The sequence below is a fragment of the Hungatella effluvii genome (genome assembly GCF_003201875.1).
GTDB classification, from domain to species: Bacteria; Bacillota; Clostridia; order Lachnospirales; family Lachnospiraceae; genus Hungatella; species Hungatella effluvii.
The window spans coordinates 57,876-79,448 of the sequence record NZ_QJKD01000024.1; the positions used below are offsets into that span (position 1 = coordinate 57,876).

Genomic DNA, 21,573 nt, shown 5'->3' on the forward strand with positions numbered 1-21,573 from the left:
GGGGGAAGCAGTTATGGGTGAGACAAATGCAAATACAAAAGAGAACTTGACATTTCGCGGCGGAATTTTTATGTCGCTGGTTCCAGTCGCTATATTTTTTGGTTTCTGTGTCGTTTTATTTGTTATTTTCAAGGCATTTAATATGGAAGCGCTGGCCATGGGGGGATTCGTGGCATTGCTGGTCGGCGGAGTGTTCTGCACCAGTTATACGAAATTCTGGGATGCTGCAATTAAGGGGATCTCTTCGATCACAAGCGTTTCTGTTATCGTTATTTTCTTCGTTATCGGTATGTTCAGCGCGCTAATGAAGGCCAGCGGGCTGTCGGGCGGTTTCGTGTGGCTGGCCAATACCATAGGTATGAACGGCGGACTGTTCGTGGCGTTTACCTTCTTTGCGACCTGTGTGGTATCGACTGCGACAGGCAGCTCCATCGGAACCATGTTTACCGCGTTCCCTATTTTCTTCCCGGCGGGAGTTGTGCTGGGCGGCAGCCCCATGTTTATGGCGGGAGCCATTGTATCGGGGGCGATTTTCGGTGACAATCTGGCGCCGATCAGTGACACGACCATCGCATCGTCATCGACACAGCAGTTTAAGGACGGCCATCCGGCCGATGTAGGCGGTGTGGTAAGCAGCCGGTTAAAATATTCCGCAGTGGCGGCCTTGATCAGCGTAGTGCTGTTCGCAGTGCTGGGCGGTATGGGCGGAACGTATCAGGGCGGTACCATCGAGGCGGCGGCAAGCCCTGTCAGCCTGATCATGCTGATTCCGGTTATTATCATGCTGATCGTGGCGACCAAGAGCCGCAACATCTTCGCGGGAATTGGAGTCGGACTTCTGCTGGGATTGATCGTGGGCCTGGCAGCAGGACTGTTCACCTTCCAGGATGTATTTGCCAATGACCCGGCTAATAATGCCGCGGTTGGCTTCCTGATCAGCGGTGTGCAGGGAATGCTGGGAACCGTGGGTCTGGTTATCGCGGTATTCGGAATCATGGGCGTGCTGACGGAAGCCGGTATGCTGGATTATATGGTGGAGGCCATCTTAAACAGCAAGGCGGCTACGACTCCGAGGGGCGCCGAGCTCATCTGTATGCTGGGAATCAGCCTCTGTACCATTATCTTCGGCGGTGTTACGAGCGCTTCGATCCTGACGTTCGGCCCGGTGCTTAATAAGGTGGGAAGTGCGAAGAATATCCATCCTTACAGAAGAGCAAACCTGCTTGACGGAACGGCCAACAGTATTCCGGCGATTATTCCGTTCATGAGCGTGTTTGTATTTATCGGAGCGGCTCTGACCGGTTTATCACCGGTGGTTGTGGCCGGAGGTACGATTTATGCGTTTGCATTGTTTGGAGTGTTCTTATTCGCGGTGATTACCGGATGGGGACGGACGATGGAGACGGAGAGTGGCGGAAAGAAGTAGAATTGTATTCTTGATAGAGCTGCCATAAGTCCGTAAATACTGGAATATCCCGTATTTACGGACTTTTTTAACTGGATATATCTTTAGAACATTTCTGAACCCAACTTGATGTTGGCAAACTTCTGATTTAATGAAGCCATATATGTGCTCTGAATAAGGCTGGCCGGGAGAGTAACGCCATTCCATTCCAAATCTTTAGTTGCACAGCCATCTGATATCAGTGTAATCTCATAGCCATAATCTTTGGCAGCTCTTATCGTTGTGTCAATACACATATGTGTCATCATTCCACAAACAACCAATTCTGTGATCTCATTCTCCACCAGTTTGTTTTGCAAATTTGTTTCATAAAAACTATTTGGCTCATGCTTAACAATAACCGTTTCTATATCCAGTGGTTTAATATCATGATGAATTTGTACACCATCTGTATTTGGATTAAAAAATGTTCCCTGTAAAGACTCATGACGAATGTAAATAACCGGCAGAATCTGCTTCCGGAAATTTTCTAATAAATCTTTTATCGTACTCAACGCTGCCTCTGGTTTATACAACGGGCATTTTCCATTAGGAAAATAATCATTTTGCACATCGATAATAAGTAATGCTTTTTTCATAGTCTCATATCCTTTCCTGATTCTAATGAAATGATATCGGATAATAGCTTCTATGTAAATTACTTACTTTTTCGTACGTATGGCAGGGGTTCATAACAAATTCCTTTTTCATCAAGGATTTCTGTCATACCATGCCCGACCATGTAGTCTATACCAATTTCCTGCATTATTTTAATTGCGGACAGCATCTTTTCCCCCTGCCCGGTTAAAAAATATTCCACTTTTAGAGGATATCCATCATACGTTTTTTTATCAATTAATCCAAAGTGTTTCAATTCACGCAGTTGCTCCAACAGCATTTTTTGGGTAATTCCTGCTATACTGTGATGGAGTTCAGAAAAAGAACATTTTCCATTTCTTAGTTGAAAAATAATGATCGTTTTCCATTTACCCTTTATCATATCATGAACAAGTTCTAAGGGGCATGTGTAGCTTTCTCTAAGTTTCATTTCATCATCTCCTACATGGGATATTTTACATTAATAGGTCTATCTTAAAAAAACAGGATATGGACTGACTATATTCCATACCCTGTTTTTTCGCTTTTTTCTGTTATAGGATAATCTCTTACGATTTCTCTATTCTCTCCGTCAGAAAACGTTTCGCATCTTTCCCAGGCATCGGCTTCGCATAGTAATACCCCTGAATCCAGTCACAGCAGCATTCTTCGGCAAAGGCCCTCTGCTCATCCGTCTCCACACCTTCCGACACGACCCGCATGCCCAGTTCGTGAACGGAACGGGACAGGCTCTTCATCATGATGGCCGTTTTCTGGTCTTTTTGAGCCGCCCACAGCAGGCTCTTGTCCAGTTTGATCACATCCACATCCATGCTCAGCACAGAGACGAGGTTGCAGTAGCCGGTTCCAAAGTCGTCCAGACTGACTTCCACGCCCTTTGCATGCATTAGATCGATAAATTCTTCCAGCTCCTGGCGGCTTTCCGCGAGAACGCTCTCTGTGATCTCGATCTTGATCATCCGGTAAGGGATCCCGTGGCTTTCGATGATGGAAATCACCTTTTCCGCCGGATTATGCTGGGAAAACTGTACGCCGGAGAAATTGACAGTGACGCTTTCCAGCATCGTGACGCCACTCTCTAAAAGGTCGTGCACGAAGCGGCAGACTGTATCCAGTACGTAATAGGTAATATCCACAATCAGTCCGGTCTCCTCGGCTATGGGAATAAATTCCGAGGGGTATAAGGGGCCGAGCGGGGTGGAAGGCAGGCGCAGAAGTGATTCCGCCAGGGTAAAGCACTGCTTCTCCACAGACCAGATAGGCTGGTAATATACTTGAAAACCGCCCTGAGTCAGAGCGTCCTTCAGGACATCGATCACTTTAAAACGCCGTTTGACATGATCGAGCATACCCGGACCACAGTAGCAGATGTTGCCGTTTTTACCGTCTTTGGCGACGGAAACCGTGTATTCCAGGGCATTAATTAAGTCTTCGATTGTATCCGCGCTTTTCGGATAGTGGGTGACGGCGATTACCATTCCGATCATACAGCGGAAGTCATGGCTTTTCCATGGCTGGTTAAAGCGTTCATCTATGGTTTTGACCAGACGAATGACGGTTTCCTTATGGGACTCAGGAATCAGTACAGCGAACTCATCTCCGTTGTAACGGTAAAGCTGATACGGTTTCACTGTGTTACTCAAGTAATTGCAGACGGTTTTTAGGAACTCATCTCCGTTCTGCTGACCGTAGGTGTCATTCACCTGTTTGAAGTTTCGAAGGGAAACGAGGAGTATGGTGAAGGAAGCATCTTTGTGGCGTTTGATCTGAAGCTGGAGGGAGTTTAAAAATTCCTTATGGTTGGGAATCCCCAGCAGATAGTCAATGGAAATCTGTTTATTCTGCAGATACAGATAAAGGATCAGCAGCGCGCAGGTGGCGGCGGAACCGGAGAGAATGACCTCTGGAAACATCTGCTGGATAATGACGACCAGGGCCGCGATCAGCGGGAAACACGCCAGGATGTTGCGGATCGTGGAATCCACCCGTTTTCCCAGTGCCACGACCGTGACGCAGGTGAACAGGCAGTAAATATAGAAGACGAGGTAAGTTGTGATGATGAGAGGACCCTGCTCATACTGGGTCTCCAGACTTAAGGAAAACAGACAGCCGGTAAAGGGATTGGAGATGACCATGAGCAGATAGACTGCAGCCGGAAGCAGCAAAAGAAGCCACTTTTTCGGAAAATGCGGCTGATATTCATATAGTATGGAGAGCGCATAATAGAAATAGATGACGCCCATAAGCGGAGTGGCAATAAAGTAGATGGTCGTGACCGGCCAGTTCACCCACAGCGGAATCACTCCGGTGTTCTGAATACAGATTGTCGATAAAATATTCGACGTCATGGCCAAAAACGTCGTCAGGAAACAGATCTGAAACAGTTTATTTTTCAGTGTTGGCAATGAATGGCTCTGCCTGGAGTAGTTCCAGATGATGCAGAGCATGACGGTTGATATGCATTCAGCAGCAATATTCCAGCTCACGATTTTTTCCTCAATTCCCCCAAAGTGTACTTGTTCTTATCTTATCATGATGGGATGAAGCGCGCAAGCGGAAAGTCGGAGCGAATCTATAATAATTCTTATGGATCATGTATAATAAATTAATGTGCAGAATACATGCTCTTTTCGACACTAGCTTGCTAACAGTGGCGACGAATGAAACCTAATATACAAAAATCAAGGCGTTATATCAATAAGTGTCTGTAAAAAGAGTGTTACTGTTCAAAAACGTTGACAAAGTCCGCAGCTGCATTGTGGCAGGGTATAATTTAATCAGAAAGAGGGAGAACGCATGGAACCTAGCACAAAACAGGAAATCGTCAATTGGATCATGAATGCGACCAGAGCGGCCGTTTCAGGAAACTGGGAGGCGGTCAATGCGCAGGCTGCTGCAGAACAGCTGAATATCAGCAGGAATCTGGCGAGTCAGTATTTGAACCAGCTTGTTCATGAGAACGTGCTGCTAAAGATCAATTCGCGCCCTGTCTGCTTCCTGCATATCCGGGCCCTGGAAGAACTCACGGGGCTTCGAATAAGACGGGAGATGTTTGAGGATCTCGATGAGTTTCATGATTACATCCGGGGGCAGCACCACAGCTTTCAGTCACTGATCGGGTTCGACGGAAGCCTGGCGGACTGCATCGAGCAGATCAGGATAGCGGCGTATTATCCGCCGAACGGGCTGCCGATGATGCTGATCGGAAAGAGAGGTACGGGAAAGAGCCTGCTCTGTTCCCTGACCTTCCAGTACATGAAGAGCATGGATATTCTGTCCGATGACGCGGTCTATATCAGAAGCTCCTTTCATGCCAGCGGCACCAGGAATGAGGCGGTCATCAAGAAGCTGTTTGCAGATAAGGAATCCGTGATAAGAAAGAACCGGACCGGACTCATGGTCCTGGAGAAGTTTCACAGGCTGGACAAGCCCCTGCAGACGCGTGTCCTGGATTTTGTAGATCAGCTGAATACAGAAAAGAATTCATCCTGGCGCGTGATCCTCACATCGGAGCCGACGGAAAGCCATGAGATAGAAAACTTCTGGAGGAACCGGATTCCGGTAATTGCCTACTGCCCGGAATTGAAACAGCGGTCGCGTCAGGAAAAGGAACGCATGGTGCTCCAGTTCTTTGTGCGGGAAGAAAATTCCATACAGAAAGCCGTCCGAATCAGCAGAAAGGTATTTACCCATCTGGTGGATTATCGGTTTGACAATAATATAGAAGGTTTACAGAGCGAAATAAGGAAAATGTGTGCGAGGGCATACTTATACCAGAAGGATGAGACGGCGCTGTCGATTCACTCCTACTATTTTTCTGAGGAGCTGTTAAATAACATAACGGTGGAAAAGGATTTTGAGGAGGAACTCTGGATATCTCCTCGTCAGAGAGAAGAACTGAACGAGAAACAGGAAGAATACGGCCTGGGGGAGGCAGTATACGACGCCTTTCGGGAGGCGGAGTCCGGGGAGAGGCCATTTACGGCAGTGCTTGATCAGTTGTATCAGGTGTTTCAGCGGCGCATGAAGGAATATACCTATCAGTTTATCGAGGAGGAAGCACCTGAAAAAAGACCGGCTGACGTGATCTATGAGGGCCTGGTCACATTTGTGGAGAACCGTTTTCACTGTGTAATTCCACGAAACTTCGCCAAAATGCTTCAGGCCTGTCTGAGAAGGCAGATGCTGGGACTGGGAGAGAAGGAAGAGCGGAGGCAGGAGGCGGAGACATTTAAGCGCTGTCTCTATGAAAAATACCAGCAGGAAGCGGAGGCAGTAGAGTACCTCTCCGGTCTGATTGAGGTGAACCTGGGAATTAAACCGGATGACACGACGGTGATCTTGTCTATGGCTGGTCTGAAGTATTATAACCAGCAGTTAAGCGACAGCCATTTGAGTGCCGTGATTATCTGCCACGGAACCTCCACGGCCTCCAGTATGGCGGAAGCTGTGAATACACTGCTGGGGCGTCACATCTTCGACGCTCTGGACATGCCGCTTCACATTCCTATGGAAAAGATCGCGGAGACGCTTAAAAACTATGTGGAGAAAAGCTGTATGTCCAGCCGGATGATAATTCTGGTGGATATGGGTTCCCTGGAGCTGATCGACGAGAAATTGAGAACACTTCCGGGAATCCGTCTCGGGATCATGAATCACGTCTCTACCAGTCTGGCGGTTCATATCGGCTCCATGCTGCTGGAGGGCCGGGAGATTCCCGATATTTTAAGGGAAGCTTCGGCGGATTCTGTATCAGCATACCGGCTGATCGAGAGCGAGGAAAAGAACAAGGAGCCGGCCATCTTATTCATGGGGGAGAAGGGGACGGACATCGCTCTGAAGATGAAGGAGCTGTTCTGGAGCAGCTTTCCGAAGGAGATACCGGTGAAGGCGCTGTACTGGAATACCGGACAGCAGAACAGTCTGGAGGATTATATCAGAGATTCAGAATACCATATCCTGTTTTCCATCGGCGTGGACCGGTACGAACTTCTCGATACGCCTCATCTGGATATCAGCGAGGTGATTACCTTAAACCGGAATCCCAGAGTGTATGAGATTTTAAATGACTACTTTACTGAGGAAGAAATACGGACGCTGCTGAATAATCTGGTGAAGAATTTTTCACTTCAGAATATTATCCAGCACCTCACCATACTTAATCCGGTGACCCTGACCGACCGGATCGAAGTGTCCCTGGACCTCCTGCAGCACTACCTGAATATACGGTTTAAGCCAAATACAATTATGAGTCTTTATATCCATTTGTCATTTCTGATTGAGCGTCTTGTGACGAAAAATCCGATTGAATCGTGCAGGGATCCGGAGCTTTTTAAGAAGGAACGGAGCGGGTTCATTACCATGGTGGAGAAGAGCTTTCAGAATATTACAGACCATTACCACGTGGAGATACCCATAAGCGAAATCGCCTATATCTATGAATTCATCGAGCACAATGACGATGGGGAAAATTAGCGCTTACGCAACGCAGCATAAAAACTAGAGCGGAGGAGAGAACATGAGACATATCATAGTGGCAACCCATGGGAAATTCGCGGAGGGAATCCTGGATTCTGTCAGGCTGATTATGGGTGAACATAAGGAAGTTCAGCCATTCTGCGCATTTGTGGAGCAGGAGGTGAATTTAAACGACCAGGTAGATGCGCTGCTTTCGTCCATACCGGAGACGGATGAGATTCTGGTGGCAGCCGATCTGATGGGAGGAAGCGTGTGCAATGAATTTATCCGGAGGCTTGACCGGCCCGGACTCCATATCGTAGCCGGTTTGAATCTGGCCATGCTTCTGGAGATGATCGCAAATGTGGATCTTCCGATTAACGATGTGATCCGCAGCGCGGTGGAACTGTCCAGAGAATCTATTGTATACTGTAACCCGCTGGCGGTGGGCACGCCGGTGGAATGCGACAGTTTTTAAAGGAGGGATGAACTATGATCAAACTGTTGAGGGTGGATAAACGCCTCCTGCATGGCCAGGTAGCGTTCACCTGGACGTCGTCGCTGGGGGCCGACTGCATCCTGATTGCGTGTGATACGCTGCAGAATGATCCGCTGCGGCTTACCACGATCAAACTCAGCAAACCGTCGGGGGCGAAGCTGGTGATCAAGAACGTGGAGGAATCGATTGCTGCCATTAACGAGGGAAAAACGGATAAATACGTCCTTTTCATCGTTGTGGAATGCATAAAAGACGCGTACCGTCTGCTGAAAGGCTGTCCGGATATCGGAGGGGTAAGTCTGGGCTACACGGATGCGAGAGAGGGGTGTGAAAAGCTGGCAAATTCCATATTTGCCACCGAAGAGGAAATCGGACTTTTACGGGAACTGATTCAGGAGGGGAAAGACGTGACCATCCAGACAGTTCCAACTGCCAAGGCCACGTCTGTCAAAAAATTGTTATAGCCATGAAAAGGAGGAGAAAAATATGTTACAAGCATTGCTGTTGGGGTTATGCGGGGCATACGGACATATCGATTGGGGAATCGGAACACCGTTTTTAAACCGCCCGTTGGTATTGGGGCCTATCGTTGGTCTGATTCTGGGAAATGTGGAGCAGGGAATTATCATTGGCGCAACTCTGGAGGTGTTCTTCTTAGGCGCCATGGCGATTGGCTCCTATATTCCGCCGGATGCGTGTGTCGGCGGCGTTCTGGGAACTGCGTTCGCCATTAAGGCCGGACTGTCTGCAGAGATGGCGCTGGCTATGGCGATACCGATCGCCATTATCGCCACATCATTCCAGAATATCTTATGGTCTATTTTTTCCATGACCTCCAAGATTGCTGACCGCTACGCGGATCAGGGAAATGAGAAAGGGATCGCGGCCATTATGTTCATGGAAGGAACCTTAAACGTCCTGCTTAAGTTTTTCCTGGTATTCTTTGCCTGGCTGTTTGGGGCGGAGCAGGTATCCTATCTGCTGAATCAGATCCCGGAGGTGTTTACACATGGAATGACCGTAGCCGGCGGACTGCTCAGCGCCATCGGACTTGCCATGCTGATGCGCATGATCGTGAACAAGAAAGTAGCGCCATACTGGTTTTTGGGATTTATCCTGGCGGCCTATTTGAAGATTCCGGTGCTGGGACTTGCAATTTTGGGTGTTATCTACATTCTGACAAAGTTTGATTTCAGCATGAAGACCGTAAACGCTGTAAATGAAAATGGGGAGGTGGCAGCAGATGACGACTTCTAATTCCAACAATGAGAAAGACCGGATGTTTTCGAAACAGGATATCCGAAGAATGTGTTTCCGTTCCCTGACAGGCGGATTTTCCGTCAACTGGGATCGTCTGGTACATAAAACCTTTACATTTATGATCGCTCCGTTCTTAAAGAAAATTTATGCGGATGATAAAGAGGCGTATATTCAGTCTCTGAAGCGAAACATGGAGTTTTTCAACATTACACCGCAGTTCCATTCGTTCATGGGCGGTCTGACCATCGCTATGGAGGAACAGAATGCAAAAAATAAAAATTTTGATACATCCACTATCAACTCCGTAAAAGCAGCGCTCATGGGTCCATTATCCGGAATCGGTGATTCCGTATTTCCGGGCACACTGCGCATTATCGCGGCAGGCATCGGTATCTCGCTGGCCATGCAGGGCAATATCCTGGGACCGATACTGTATGCGTTAATATACTGTATTCCTTCGTATTACGTGCGTTTCGCAGGCGGACAGTTGGGATATCGGCTGGGTGTGGAATTCTTGGATAAGGTTCAGCAGTCCGGACTGATGGACAAGATTATGACGGCGGCATCTATCTTGGGCTGTATTGTTATCGGAGGCATGGTCAGCGCCATGGTGGCAACTAACTTTGCCATTTCCTTTGGTTCCGGTGAAAGTGTCATGACGCTGCAGAATGCGCTGGACAGCATCATCCCGGGTATCGCGGGGGCGGGAATCACATGGCTGTTCTACTGGCTTCTCGGCAAGAAGGTGAGCACCGTAGTTCTGCTGCTGGGGACCATAGTCGTATGCGTCCTTTTAACCGGACTTGGAATCATGGCTTAAACAGACAAGAGGGAGTGAACTATGGGGATCGGTCAGATGATGGAAAAAATGGCGCGGGGACAGAAGGCCGTAATCGGCATGGTACACTGCCTGCCGCTGCCGGGTACGCTGAATTACCGGGGGAGCGTGGAGGAACTGTTTGAACGGGCTGTATCGGATGCGGTTACGCTGTGGCGGTCCGGAGTCGATGCGGTAATCGTGGAAAATACAAATGACCTTCCTCAGAGCCGTTTGCTGGAGATCGAGCAGGTGGCGGCATTGTCCGCCATCGTCCGGGCGGTTGTGGAGCAGACCAAAATCCCCGTTGGGGTGGATGCATCCTTTAATGACGGAGTAGCCGGAATGGCTATCGCATATGGTACAGGTGCCTCTTTTATCAGGTCCACGGTGTTTGTGGACCGCGTGGTGGTCACTGGAGTGGGAGAGATCGGGCCATGCTGTAAAGAGGTGATCCGCATGAGGCGTTTCTTAGGAGCAGAAGAGGTAAAAATCTTCGCGGATGTGCAGGTGAAGCATTCTCATATGGCAGATGAAGCCGTATCGCTGGAAGAATCTTGCCGTGCTGCGGTGGACTCTGGTGCGGACGCATTAATTGTCACGGGAGTGAGTACTGGCAAGGAGACTCCGTTAGATTCCATCCGTACCGCAAAACAGTCGGTATCTGTGCCTGTTGTGATCGGAAGCGGCTTCCATGCAGGAAACGCGGGCGAACAGTTTCAGTCAGCCGACGGCGCAATTGTGGGAACTGCCCTCAAACGTGGTGGTATCATAACCAATCCGGTGGATGGAGAACTGTGCAGAGCTCTCATGGAGGAGATCGGGAGAATACCGTGGGAGGGACGTGGATAGATGGCAGATAAGATGAAGCTGATTGCGTATCTGTCCGGCGGTTATCCCACCATGGATAAGAGCGTAGCGATGGCAAAGCTATATGTGGCGGGAGGCTGTGATGCCATCGAATGGAATTTTCCGCCTCGGAATCCCCATATGGAGGCCGACTATATCGCGGAAAAGATGGCGGCGGCCAGGCGGCAGTGTGACGATTACAGCGAATACATGGAACGGCTGGCGCGGTTTAAGGAGAAGGAGCCGCAGGCGGAGGTAATCCCCATGCTTTACCAGGAGACGGTTCTGGATATCGGAGCCCTGCGCCTCGCCGCCTATTTAAAAGAAAACGATATGGGCACAGTCATCACAGCGGATATTAGCGCGCCGGATATCCTGGAGGTATTTGATCAGTATGGAATTATAATTGCGCCCTTCGTATCCTTTCAGATGGAGGAGAAGGCGGTGGTAAGGGCGGTGGAAAGCAGAGGCTTTGTGTATATGCAGGCCATGCCCACAGCTGCGGAGAAAACACCGGATTTTGACTGGGACACACTGAAAAATTGTGTGGAAACGCTGAGAAGAAGAGGGGTCCGATGCCCTATCTACTGTGGCGGCGGAATCAGAACCGTGGAGGATGTGGCACTCATCAGGCGGTCGGGCGGAGACGGATTCTTTCTGGGAAGCAGTTTAATGGAGTATTACGATGATCCGGTGCAGCTGATGGCGGTAATGAGAGCGTTTCGTAAGGCTGCTTCCGGTGAGTAAGGGTATTAGATGGATAACATCAGAATAAGACAAGAAGGAGCATGAGACAATGGACAATTTTTTATATCACATTCCAACGAAGATTCACTTTGGCAGGGGAAAGGTGAGCGAGCTTCCCGGAGAGGTGCAGGTATACGGAAAACGGGTTCTGCTGGTTTACGGCGGCGGAAGTATCAAGAAGATCGGGCTGTATGACAGCATCACAAAGCTCTTTGCAGATGCCGGAATCGAGTGGTATGAGCTTGGCGGAGTGGATCCCAATCCGCGTGTGGAATCGGTGCGGGAAGGCGTCAGGCTCTGCAGAGAACATGGAATCGACGTGGTGGTTCCGGCAGGTGGAGGAAGCGCCATCGACTGTGCAAAGGCCGTGGCAGCCTGCGCTTCCTATGAGGGAGACGCCTGGGACATGGTGAGCGGAAAGGTAAAGGTGGGGGAGGTCCTGCCAGTGATCGCGGTCCTTACCGTGGCGGCGACCGGTTCCGAGATGGATACATCCGCTGTTATCTCCAATCCGGAGACCAGGGATAAGATCGGATTCTCTAACGCAGCCATGAGACCAAAGGTATCCATTATGGACCCGGAGTATACGTACAGCGTCTCAAAGTATCAGACGGCAGCAGGAACCGCCGACATCATCAGCCATGTGCTGGAGGTGTATTTTAACAACAATCCGGGGGCCTATCTTCAGAACCGTTTCTGTGAGGCGGTGCTTAAAACGGCAGTAGCGTACGGTCACCGGGCGTACCGGGATCCTGAAGACTATGAGGCGAGGGCCAATCTGATGTGGGCCGGTAGCTGGGCGATCAACGGGCTTCTCTCCAAGGGGAATCCGGTTGGCTGGAGCGCTCACTCGATGGAACACGAACTCAGCGCTTTTTATGATATCACCCACGGAGCGGGGCTTGCCGTGCTCATTCCTCACTGGCTGCGTCATATGATGCGGGAGGAGAATCTCTATAACTACGTGGAATACGGTGTGGAGATCTGGGGAATTGACCCATCCCTCGATCCTCATGAGATCGCGGAGAAGGCGATCGGGGCGACGGAGGCTTATTTTAAGGAGATGGATCTTCCATCTACGCTTCGGGAACTGGGAATTGATGAGGAATACTTTGACGAGATGGCGGAGAAGGCAGGCGCGGGACTTAAAAAGGCGTTTATCCCCATGGAGAAAGAGGACGTGCTCGCTATTTTTAAGGCAGCATTATAAATCAGACAGAGACGACACTTAAGGAGGCGGGTATGTATTCAAAACAGGCTACGGTAATCAATGCCACCGGCATTCATGCGCGGCCAGCCAGCCAGTTTGTTGACCAGGCGAAGAAATTCAAGGCCGGCGTGACCGTGCGGAACACGGGAAATGCCGCCGGCGGAGGAGTCAGTGCGAAATCCATTATCGGTATTCTGTCACTGGGGATGAGCCAGGGGACGGTAATTGAGATTTCAGCCGAGGGAGAAGACGAGAAGCCGGCGGTCGATATGCTGGTGGAGCTGGTAGAAAGCGGATTTGGAGAAAAAATCTGATTCAGAAAGGGAATGGCGGATGCGGACCGTGTATCGCAGCTGCCGTTCCTTTTTTTTTACGAAAATTGACATCAACAATCCATTGTGATATAATAACTGCGTTTCAGCAAAGGAGAATTATTATGAACTTTTATTTGACAAGCCAGCTTAAAAGGAAACTGAACTCTGTACAATCCATACCGGTGAAACATTGTGCAGAGTATAGCGTATAAATGACGTATTGAGATTTCATCGGGAAGCAGGGCAATATCCGTACTCTTTCAGGTATGGGTACTGTCTGTTTTCCGTACGAGAATCTGACGGATCAGAGGCTATGGACAATGTTTTGTCCGTAGCCTTTTGTGTTTTATAAGCTCTCTTCGAGCTTACAGGCAGAAGGCTGCTGCATCGGCGGATGCAGAATTGCCCTCTGCCTTTTTGCGTTTTTACGCACAATAACTGGATTTATAACAGAGAAGAAAGGAAATAAAAAGCTATGAGCTTATTGGAAATAAACGGATTAACACATGCGTTTGGAGATAACCTGCTCTATAAAAACGCGGAGCTGACACTGAACAAAGGAGAACACATCGGCATCGTCGGAAGGAACGGAACTGGAAAGAGCACTCTGATCAAAATATGCACCGGGCAGGTGATACCGGATGCCGGGCAGATCATCTGGCAGCCCAGACTTTCTGTCGGCTATCTGGATCAGTATGCAGAGATGGATCACAGTCTGACGATGAGGGAGTTTTTAAAGTCGGCATTTAAACGGATGTACGAGATGGAAGGTGAGATAACCGCACTGTACGAGAGGGCCGCGGAGGGGGACACAGGCTTACTGGGGCGGGCGGCCAGGCTTCAGGAGGAACTGGAAAACCTTGATTTCTATTCCATCGACACCCGCATCGAACAGGTGTCAAACGGTCTGGGACTGTCCGCCATAGGCCTTGACCGTTCCATCGGACAGATGAGCGGCGGACAGCGGGCAAAGGTGATTTTAGCGAAGCTTCTGCTGGAACAGCCGGAGGTCCTGCTGTTTGATGAACCGACCAACTTCCTGGACCGGGAACACGTCGCCTGGCTGGCCAGCTACTTATCCGGTCTGGAGCATGCATTCCTGGTCGTGTCCCACGATTACGGCTTTCTGGATAAAATCGCAAACCGCATCTGCGATATCGACAACGGCACGATCACGAAGTATTATGGCATCTATTCCGAATTCCTGAAAAAGAAGACTCTGCTGCGGGAAGATTACGTCCGGCAGTATGCGGCGCAGCAGAGAGAGATTAAAGAGACCGAGGAATTTATCCGAAAAAATATTGCCGGTCGGAAGTCCAGAATGGCGAGAGGCCGTCAAAAACAGCTGGACCGCATGGAAAAGATGGAGAAGATGGACAGAAAGGAGATAAAGCCGCTCTTCCATTTCCCGGAACTGCCGCTGACCAATACGGAGCATCTGGCGGTGAGACACCTGGCCGTCGGATACCAGTATCCGGTGCTGTCTGACCTGGATTTTAGCATTGGAGGCGGCCAGAAGGTGGCTATTACGGGCTTTAACGGAATTGGAAAATCAACGCTGCTGAAGACACTGGCAGGCCAGATTCCCTCCCTGCGGGGCAGTTATAAATTCTCCGATCAGGTGGTGCCTGGATATTTTGAACAGGAGCTTAAGTGGAACGACAAAACGATGACGCCCATGGAGCTTATATCAGATGCCAGACCGGATTTTGCGGGGAAGGAAGTCCGGAAAAATCTGGCCCGGTGCGGCATCTCCAGCGAACATGCCATGCAGCCCATTGGAACCTTGAGCGGCGGAGAACAGGCAAAAGTAAAGATGTGCCTGCTGACGCTGAAACCGTGCAATTTCCTGATTCTGGATGAGCCGACCAATCACCTGGATGTCCTGGCGAAGGAGGCGCTTAAGGAGGCCTTGGCCGAATTCCCGGGGACCGTCCTGCTGGTTTCACACGAGGAGGTATTTTACCGGGATCTGGTGCAGCGGGTGATCAACATTGGAAAAGGGTGAAAAAAGGCGGCATGGAAGCTGTATTATGTCAGAGGAAAGTGGATACAGAAGTCTCATATCATGGTATAATAATCTCAGAATCGTTAGAGAGGAGAATGAGATGAAGATTATAACAACCGATGTAGCTGCCGGCCGTTATTTTGATGAGACAGCGGCAGTGTGGAAGGAGGAACCGGACCGGGAGAGCGGGCTGGTCACCATTTATCCGGAGAAACAGTATCAGTCGGTCCTGGGATTCGGAGGCGCATTTACGCAGGCGGCCGGTTACGCGTGGTCTGCTCTGAACAGCGAGCAGAGGTCGGAAGCGGTGAACGCGTACTTTTCAGCGGACGAGCTGGGCTACCGTTTCTGCAGAACCCATATTAACAGCTGTGACTTTTCGCTGAGGAACTACTGTTACGTCTCAGATGGTGATGAGGCGCTGTCCACCTTTTCCACGGACTGCGACGAGGAGTACTTACTGCCCCTGATCCGTCAGGCGAAAGAGGCCGCGGGCGAAGGGCTGTGCCTGCTGGCGACTCCGTGGAGCCCGCCTCCGTTTATGAAGACCAACGGGGAAATGAACCATGGCGGAAAACTGAAGCCGGAATACCGTAACCTGTGGGCGGAGTATATCGTCCGTTACCTCATCTCCTACCGGGAAAAGGGCATCCACGTGGGATACGTGTCCGTTCAAAATGAGCCGAAGGCTGTTCAGACCTGGGATTCCTGTGTCTACACGCCGGAGGAGGAGCGGGACTTTGCCCTTGGATATCTGAAGCCGGCTCTTGACCGGGCTGGCCTGGACGTAAAGATTCTGCTGTGGGATCACAACAAGGAACGTGTCTATGAGAACGCGAAGACGTATTTTGAAGGGGATTCGGAAGGAATCTGGGGGATGGGCTTTCACTGGTACAGCGGGGACCATTTTGAGAATCTTCAGATGGTCAGCGAGGATTACCCGGAGAAGTCCCTGATTTTCACGGAGGGCTGCGTGGAGTACTCCAGATTCGACAGAAATAACCTGCAGCAGCAGGCGGAGATGTACGCCCATGACATGATCGGAAACTTTAACCATGGATGCAGGGCCCACATCGACTGGAACTTATTCCTGGATGAGAACGGCGGTCCAAACCACGTCGGAAATTACTGCGCGGCCCCCATCATGCTCCACACAAAGGATCATACGATCGAACGGCAGCCCAGCTACTATTACATCGGCCATTTCAGCCGCTATGTGAAGCCCGGAGCCGTGAGAACCGGGATTTCCAGATACACTTCAGAGGTGGAAGCGTGCTCCTTCTTAAATCCCGACGGAAGCCTGGCGGTCATCCTCTTAAACCGGGAGGATCACCCGGTGGAAGTGGTCCTGCGCCACAGGACGAAGACCTCTGCACTGGAGCTTGCGCCACACACAATCGTCACAGTGACGGACGAGGGAGAGAAGCAATGAGTGTGACTGTGGCGGATCTGCTCCGTCTCTCCTCCCTGCGAAATGCGCGGGTGGAGGCAGGCAGGGGCGGCCTGTCCCGCATCGTGGCGTCTCTGTCCGTACTGGAATACGCGGACCCGGATCAGATGGTGGATGCCTTCTTCAGAAATGATGACTACTACGGAAGCGAAATCGTCATAACAGGTTTCATGAATAACCCGGAGGACGAGGAGCGGCAGTGCGCAGTGACTAAACGGCTGGCTGAGGCCGGTGAGGTAGGGCTGATTCTTTATTACGTCGGCCTCTTTATGCCGCGTATTCCCGAGGCCATGAAGCGGATCGCCGATGCGTATCATTTCGTCCTGATCGTCATGCCGGAGAACCGTATGGATTTCCGTTATTCCGACGCCATCAGCGAGATCATGGAAGCCATCGTCAAGGACCGGCTGAATAATACGGCATTTGTCGGGGAACTTCTGGATCAGGTGGCGCGCCTGCCGGAGCACCAGCGCTCGGTGGGAACCATGCTCAAGATGCTGAGCGAGAGAATCATGGCTTCCATACTCCTGACCGATCAGTCCTTCCGTGTCCTGAACGAAGCGGTCTGGCCGCTGAACCAGGAAAAGACGCTGAGCCGATTCCTGACAGAGGAAAAACTGCCGGAGATGGGAGGCGAGAGAACCGTATACACTTCCGACTCCGAGTACGTTCTGGCCCGCTTTCCCATCCTGCTTCACAAAGACCGTCACATGGAGCTGTTTATATTTAAAGAGGGAGAACCGCTGGTGGAGGCTGTCCGGCAGCAGGTTGTGGAGGCCGTGCAGCTGGCGGTCAATATCTGGAGCACGCAGCACGATGAGGTGGACGTGACGGAGCTGGTCCGCGCGATCTTAAAGGACGAGCCCATGAAGATGCGCCGGCTGGCTGATATCTTCCATATCGATGTGGCCTCCATCCACTCCATGATGATCTTTCACGTGGAAGAGGATTGGCAGAAGATGAACGGCGTCTCCGCGCTTAAGGGCCTCACAGGATTACTGTCCTCTTTTTATAAGACTGTGTTTGCAGACGTCTGCGAGGGGGAGATGGTGATCTTCGTGGAAGGCCCCCGGTCTCTCGGTGAGGAAAAGGAAATCCTGACGGCTGTCCAGGCGTACATGGAGCCGTATACGGTGTTTCACACCATCACCTGCTGCAATCATCTGGCCGACACCGCCGCGGTGCGGGAAGCGTTTCTGCTGCACCGGGATTATATTGAAGACACCATTGCGATCTTTCCGGAGAAGGAGGCGTACCACCTTCAGGAGATCGGCTTTGCGAGAGACTGCCGTGAGAGAATCGGAAGAGGGGAGGAGGCGGTGCAGGAGGCCTTAAGGCCGCTTGCCGCCCTGCGGGACGCGAAGGAGGAGAAGGATGCCGTCAGGACGCTGGAGGTCTATCTCCTGGACGCCCAGTGCAGCTACTTAAAGACGGGAGAACTGCTCTATCTTCATAAGAATACGGTGAAATACCGCATTCAGCGTTTTTCAGATATTCTTGGCTACCGCATCGGCGATTTCCCGGACACCTTTTCCTTATACTGTGCGGTGGCGGTGAACCGGCTGCTGACCTTTTGTCCAAAGTGACAAAAAATACGGCTGATTTTCGTTTTTCCAGGGGATTCATTTTTTCGAATAAATAATTTATGATAGTAGAAAGGTCAACGAGAGACGTTGGCCTTTCTGTTTTTTTTGCGGCGCAGGCTTTGACGTGCAAAAGAGTGGTCTTTGACTGCCGAACTGTTTGGTATGGCCTGCAGAAATTTAAAGATAAGGAGTGTGGCGGAACATGCGAAAGATCGGCTTGAGTGAAATTGAAGATATTGCCCTGGGCGCTTCCCTGCTGGGAGCGGGCGGAGGTGGAGACCCTTACATAGGAAAACTGGTTGCCATGGGCGCGGTAAAGGAACGGGGGCCGGTGACGCTTCTGGACCCGGAGGAGATTCCGGATGACGCGCTGGTGGTTCCCATCGCCATGATGGGAGCGCCTACGATTCTGGGCGAGAAGGGCGTTGGGGGAAAAGAGTACGAAGTGCTGTACAACATGATTTCCCAGTATTACGGTAAAAAGATATTTGCATTTATGCCAATAGAGGCGGGCGGTGTCAACTCCATGCTTCCCATCGGAGCAGCGGCCAGGCTGGGACTTCCCATGGTGGACGCGGATGGAATGGGCCGGGCGTTCCCGGAGCTTCAGATGGTGACATTCACCATGGCCGGCATATCAGCGACACCCATGGCCCTGGTAGATGAGAAAGGAAACAGCGTGATCTTTAACACCATCACGAATCAGTGGACCGAGGAACTGGCGAGGTCGGTCACCATGAGCTGCGGCGGCTCGGTCTCGGTCTCCCTCTACTGTGTGGAAGGGGCCATTCTCAAACAGCATGCCGTGAAGGGCATCGTCACCAGAAGCCAGAAGCTGGGCGAGGCCATACGCAGGGTGAAGGAGAGCACGGATTTGACTCCCGAGGAACGCTTCCTGGAGTTTTCCGAAGGATACCGTCTGTTCAAGGGAAAGATCGCCGATGTCCTTCGGGAGACCAACGGCGCCTTCAACCTGGGCCGCGTCGTCATCGAGGGAATCGGAAGCGACCGCGGGAAAAGGGCGGAGGTGGTATTCCAGAACGAAAATCTGTCGGCTTCCGTGGACGGCGTCATTCTGGCCACTGTGCCGGATCTTATCTGTCTGGTCGATACGGAGACCTTTATTCCAGTGACGACAGACGCCTTGAAATACGGGAAACGTGTTCTCGCAGTCGGGCTCAAATGCTTTGACGCGTGGAGAAGCGAGGCGGGCCTTAAGCTGGTGGGACCCCGCTATTTTGGAATTGATACGGACTATGTGCCGCTGGAAAATCGGATTGGAGGGAATGCAGATGTATAAGTTAGGAATTGACGTTGGAGGCACCAATACGGATGCGGTCCTGATCGACAGCGACCGAAATGTGGTAGCGGAAGTGAAGTATCCGACTTCCGGCGATATCTATGACGGCATCCTCGGCGCGGTCCGCGCCTGCTTGAAGAAGTCCGGGATCAACCGGGCGGAGATCAGCCAGGCCATGCTGGGAACCACCCAATGTACGAACGCCATCGTGGAGCGGAAATCCCTGGCACCGATCGGAATCCTTCGGATCGGCGCCCCCGCTACGCTGGGAATACCGCCGATGATAGACTGGGCAGAAGACATACAGAAAATCGCCGTGGATTACGCGGTTGTGGGAGGCGGCTTCGAATACGACGGAAAAGAGCTGGCCCCCTTTGACCGGGAAGCGGCGGCCCGTTTTTTTGAAGGGCTGAAGGGAAAGGTTAAATCCGTGGCGATCTCCTGTGTCTTCTCCACGGTGAGAAATGACCATGAGCTGGAGGCGGCCGCGCTCTGCCGTGAGGTGATGGGAGAGGAGATCCACGTGTCGGTATCCAGCGAGATCGGTTCCATGGGACTGATCGAACGGGAAAATGCCGCCATATTAAATGCCGCCCTGTACGAGGTGGCGGAACGCTTTACCACCGGATTTGCAAAAACGCTGGAAGACGAAGGAGTTACAGGCGCCAGAGTCTACTTATCCCAGAACGACGGCACGCTCATGACCATGGAGTATGCGAAGAAGTATCCGATCTTAACGATCGCCTGCGGCCCGACCAACTCCATCCGGGGGGCCAGCTACTTAAGCCATTTAAAGGATGCCATTGTGATTGATGTGGGAGGAACCACAACGGATCTCGGTGTAATTTTAGCGGGCTTTCCACGGGAATCCGGCGTTGCCGTGACGATCGGCGGCGTCCGCACGAATTTCCGTATGCCGGATGTGATCTCCATCGGTCTCGGCGGCGGTTCCATTGTCAGACAGCATGAGGATGGAACCGTAACTGTAGGTCCGGACAGCGTGGGCTACCGGATCACCGAAAAAGCCCTTGTATTCGGCGGGGATACCTTGACGGCCACGGATGTGGCAGTGAAGCTTAAGATGGCGGATATCGGAGATAAGTCGAAGGTGGAACAGCTGGATTATGAGACGGCCAGGAAGGCCATGGAGGCAATCCGTTCCATGGTCGAGGACAGCATCGACGCCATGAAGGTATCCAGTGCGGACATCGATGTCATCCTGGTGGGCGGCGGCTCCATCATTATCCCGGAACAGCTTGCCGGAACGAAGTCCGTGGTGAAGCCGGATTATTTCGGCACAGCCAATGCCATCGGCTCGGCCATATCAAAGGTGAGCGGCACGCTGGAACAGCTGATCAACTACGATGAGACTCCGCGTGAGGCGGCGTTAAACCGGGCGAGGGCCGAGGCGGTGGAACTGGCCGTGGAAGCCGGGGCTGTCCGTGAGACGGTGGAAATCATCGAAGTGGAGGATGTGCCGCTGGCATATTATCCGGGAAATACAAACCGGGTAAAGGTGAAGGCCGCGGGAGATTTGGTATAGCGGAAGCGACAGGATGCTGAACAGCGGGAAGTGTGAGAAGCTGGGAACAGCGGGAAGTGTGAGAAGCTGGGAACAGCGGGAAGTCGGGAAGTGTGAGAAGCCGGGAACTGCAGGAAGCCGATGGAAGTGAGATTGTGATCGCCATGTTCCGCGGCCTCTGCTGTGCCGAGCGCCCCACCTCATGTCCGGACCAGATGGCTCAGGCCCTGGAACAGTATCTGACAGGAGCCGCGCAGCCGCAATAGGAATAGCCGGCCAAACAGGCGGGAGTCCACTGTAACGTGAACTCCCGCCTGTTTGATATCCTTTCAGGATCCCCCTTCCGTCAGGCCGAAATATGGCTCCGAAAAAGAAATACAAGAAAATATAAAAAAAGTGTTGACTTTTGTCGGCTGCTTTGATATGATATACCTCGCCGCTGAAAACGGCGGCAAACTTTTCCAAAAATCTTCCAGCTGAACCGCTGAGAAA

Annotated in this window: 19 protein-coding genes; 16 read left to right on the plus strand and 3 right to left on the minus strand. The window is 51.3% G+C overall.

Translation table 11 applies throughout. The annotated features are described in order from the left end of the window. Positions 1-13: 13 nt before the first annotated feature. Positions 14-1,426 (plus strand): Na+/H+ antiporter NhaC family protein, encoded by a 1,413-nt coding sequence (locus DFR60_RS27610; RefSeq protein ID WP_110326180.1) that lies wholly within the window; start codon positions 14-16, stop codon positions 1,424-1,426. 83 nt (positions 1,427-1,509) lie between these two features. Here DFR60_RS27610 and DFR60_RS27615 read toward each other — a convergent pair whose 3' ends face one another. From DFR60_RS27615 to DFR60_RS27625, 3 genes are all read right to left on the minus strand, one after another. Further along, on the minus strand, positions 1,510-2,043 hold the full coding sequence (locus tag DFR60_RS27615) for a cysteine hydrolase family protein (protein ID WP_110326181.1): 534 nt from the start codon (positions 2,041-2,043) through the stop codon (positions 1,510-1,512). Positions 2,044-2,102: 59 nt separating this feature from the next. Further along, positions 2,103-2,492, minus strand: a complete 390-nt coding sequence (locus DFR60_RS27620; protein ID WP_025531052.1) for a winged helix-turn-helix transcriptional regulator — start codon at positions 2,490-2,492, stop codon at positions 2,103-2,105. Between the two features lie 118 nt (positions 2,493-2,610). Then, positions 2,611-4,548 (minus strand): putative bifunctional diguanylate cyclase/phosphodiesterase, encoded by a 1,938-nt coding sequence (locus DFR60_RS27625; protein ID WP_110326182.1) that lies wholly within the window; start codon positions 4,546-4,548, stop codon positions 2,611-2,613. A gap of 310 nt (positions 4,549-4,858) precedes the next feature. Between DFR60_RS27625 and DFR60_RS27630 the strand changes: the two genes are divergently transcribed. The 15 genes from DFR60_RS27630 (at position 4,859) to DFR60_RS27700 (ending at position 21,347) form a co-directional block, all read left to right on the plus strand. After that, positions 4,859-7,537 carry a PRD domain-containing protein gene (locus DFR60_RS27630; RefSeq protein WP_110326183.1) on the plus strand — a complete coding sequence of 893 codons (2,679 nt, stop codon included), beginning with the start codon at positions 4,859-4,861 and terminating at the stop codon, positions 7,535-7,537. Between the two features lie 43 nt (positions 7,538-7,580). Next, positions 7,581-7,997 (plus strand): PTS sugar transporter subunit IIA, encoded by a 417-nt coding sequence (locus tag DFR60_RS27635; RefSeq protein WP_110326184.1) that lies wholly within the window; start codon positions 7,581-7,583, stop codon positions 7,995-7,997. 14 nt (positions 7,998-8,011) lie between these two features. Further along, complete coding sequence (locus DFR60_RS27640; RefSeq protein WP_055660324.1) at positions 8,012-8,482, plus strand: PTS sugar transporter subunit IIB; 471 nt, start codon at positions 8,012-8,014, stop codon at positions 8,480-8,482. Positions 8,483-8,504: 22 nt separating this feature from the next. Beyond that, positions 8,505-9,275 carry a PTS mannose/fructose/sorbose/N-acetylgalactosamine transporter subunit IIC gene (locus DFR60_RS27645; RefSeq protein WP_055660326.1) on the plus strand — a complete coding sequence of 257 codons (771 nt, stop codon included), beginning with the start codon at positions 8,505-8,507 and terminating at the stop codon, positions 9,273-9,275. Further along, on the plus strand, positions 9,262-10,098 hold the full coding sequence (locus DFR60_RS27650) for a PTS system mannose/fructose/sorbose family transporter subunit IID (protein WP_110326185.1): 837 nt from the start codon (positions 9,262-9,264) through the stop codon (positions 10,096-10,098). Before DFR60_RS27645 ends, DFR60_RS27650 begins: the two co-directional genes overlap by 14 nt. 21 nt (positions 10,099-10,119) lie before the next feature. Beyond that, positions 10,120-10,947 (plus strand): BtpA/SgcQ family protein, encoded by an 828-nt coding sequence (locus DFR60_RS27655; RefSeq protein ID WP_243005202.1) that lies wholly within the window; start codon positions 10,120-10,122, stop codon positions 10,945-10,947. Beyond that, on the plus strand, positions 10,948-11,691 hold the full coding sequence (locus DFR60_RS27660; RefSeq protein WP_110326186.1) for a tryptophan synthase subunit alpha: 744 nt from the start codon (positions 10,948-10,950) through the stop codon (positions 11,689-11,691). A 49-nt stretch (positions 11,692-11,740) separates the two neighbouring features. Next, positions 11,741-12,901: an iron-containing alcohol dehydrogenase gene (locus DFR60_RS27665; RefSeq protein WP_110326187.1), complete on the plus strand. Its 1,161-nt coding sequence runs from the start codon at positions 11,741-11,743 to the stop codon at positions 12,899-12,901. Positions 12,902-12,933: 32 nt separating this feature from the next. Next, positions 12,934-13,215: an HPr family phosphocarrier protein gene (locus DFR60_RS27670; RefSeq protein ID WP_110326188.1), complete on the plus strand. Its 282-nt coding sequence runs from the start codon at positions 12,934-12,936 to the stop codon at positions 13,213-13,215. A gap of 475 nt (positions 13,216-13,690) precedes the next feature. After that, a complete protein-coding gene (locus tag DFR60_RS27675) occupies positions 13,691-15,223 on the plus strand; it encodes an ABC-F family ATP-binding cassette domain-containing protein (protein ID WP_110326189.1) in 1,533 nt (510 codons plus the stop codon). A 100-nt stretch (positions 15,224-15,323) separates the two neighbouring features. Next, positions 15,324-16,655, plus strand: coding sequence for a glycoside hydrolase family 30 protein (locus DFR60_RS27680; RefSeq protein ID WP_110326190.1), 1,332 nt, complete (start codon positions 15,324-15,326; stop codon positions 16,653-16,655). After that, positions 16,652-18,259 (plus strand): PucR family transcriptional regulator, encoded by a 1,608-nt coding sequence (locus tag DFR60_RS27685; protein ID WP_110326191.1) that lies wholly within the window; start codon positions 16,652-16,654, stop codon positions 18,257-18,259. Before DFR60_RS27680 ends, DFR60_RS27685 begins: the two co-directional genes overlap by 4 nt. Before the next feature lie 202 nt (positions 18,260-18,461). After that, positions 18,462-19,559, plus strand: a complete 1,098-nt coding sequence (locus DFR60_RS27690; RefSeq protein WP_110326192.1) for an S-methyl thiohydantoin desulfurase family protein — start codon at positions 18,462-18,464, stop codon at positions 19,557-19,559. Then, positions 19,552-21,102, plus strand: coding sequence for a hydantoinase/oxoprolinase N-terminal domain-containing protein (locus tag DFR60_RS27695; protein ID WP_110326193.1), 1,551 nt, complete (start codon positions 19,552-19,554; stop codon positions 21,100-21,102). The genes DFR60_RS27690 and DFR60_RS27695 overlap by 8 nt, the downstream gene beginning before the upstream one ends. Positions 21,103-21,194: 92 nt before the next feature. Next, positions 21,195-21,347, plus strand: coding sequence for a TSCPD domain-containing protein (locus DFR60_RS27700; RefSeq protein ID WP_243005203.1), 153 nt, complete (start codon positions 21,195-21,197; stop codon positions 21,345-21,347). The last annotated feature ends 226 nt before the right edge of the window (positions 21,348-21,573 follow it).

Coding starts and splice junctions, on each gene's coding strand:
- DFR60_RS27610 (WP_110326180.1), top strand. CDS start 14: ATGGGTGAGACAAATGCAAATACAAAAGAGAACTTGACATTTCGCGGC.
- DFR60_RS27615 (WP_110326181.1), bottom strand. CDS start 2,043: ATGAAAAAAGCATTACTTATTATCGATGTGCAAAATGATTATTTTCCT.
- DFR60_RS27620 (WP_025531052.1), bottom strand. CDS start 2,492: ATGAAACTTAGAGAAAGCTACACATGCCCCTTAGAACTTGTTCATGAT.
- DFR60_RS27630 (WP_110326183.1), top strand. CDS start 4,859: ATGGAACCTAGCACAAAACAGGAAATCGTCAATTGGATCATGAATGCG.
- DFR60_RS27635 (WP_110326184.1), top strand. CDS start 7,581: ATGAGACATATCATAGTGGCAACCCATGGGAAATTCGCGGAGGGAATC.
- DFR60_RS27640 (WP_055660324.1), top strand. CDS start 8,012: ATGATCAAACTGTTGAGGGTGGATAAACGCCTCCTGCATGGCCAGGTA.
- DFR60_RS27645 (WP_055660326.1), top strand. CDS start 8,505: ATGTTACAAGCATTGCTGTTGGGGTTATGCGGGGCATACGGACATATC.
- DFR60_RS27650 (WP_110326185.1), top strand. CDS start 9,262: ATGACGACTTCTAATTCCAACAATGAGAAAGACCGGATGTTTTCGAAA.
- DFR60_RS27655 (WP_243005202.1), top strand. CDS start 10,120: ATGGGGATCGGTCAGATGATGGAAAAAATGGCGCGGGGACAGAAGGCC.
- DFR60_RS27660 (WP_110326186.1), top strand. CDS start 10,948: ATGGCAGATAAGATGAAGCTGATTGCGTATCTGTCCGGCGGTTATCCC.
- DFR60_RS27665 (WP_110326187.1), top strand. CDS start 11,741: ATGGACAATTTTTTATATCACATTCCAACGAAGATTCACTTTGGCAGG.
- DFR60_RS27670 (WP_110326188.1), top strand. CDS start 12,934: ATGTATTCAAAACAGGCTACGGTAATCAATGCCACCGGCATTCATGCG.
- DFR60_RS27675 (WP_110326189.1), top strand. CDS start 13,691: ATGAGCTTATTGGAAATAAACGGATTAACACATGCGTTTGGAGATAAC.
- DFR60_RS27680 (WP_110326190.1), top strand. CDS start 15,324: ATGAAGATTATAACAACCGATGTAGCTGCCGGCCGTTATTTTGATGAG.
- DFR60_RS27685 (WP_110326191.1), top strand. CDS start 16,652: ATGAGTGTGACTGTGGCGGATCTGCTCCGTCTCTCCTCCCTGCGAAAT.
- DFR60_RS27690 (WP_110326192.1), top strand. CDS start 18,462: ATGCGAAAGATCGGCTTGAGTGAAATTGAAGATATTGCCCTGGGCGCT.
- DFR60_RS27695 (WP_110326193.1), top strand. CDS start 19,552: ATGTATAAGTTAGGAATTGACGTTGGAGGCACCAATACGGATGCGGTC.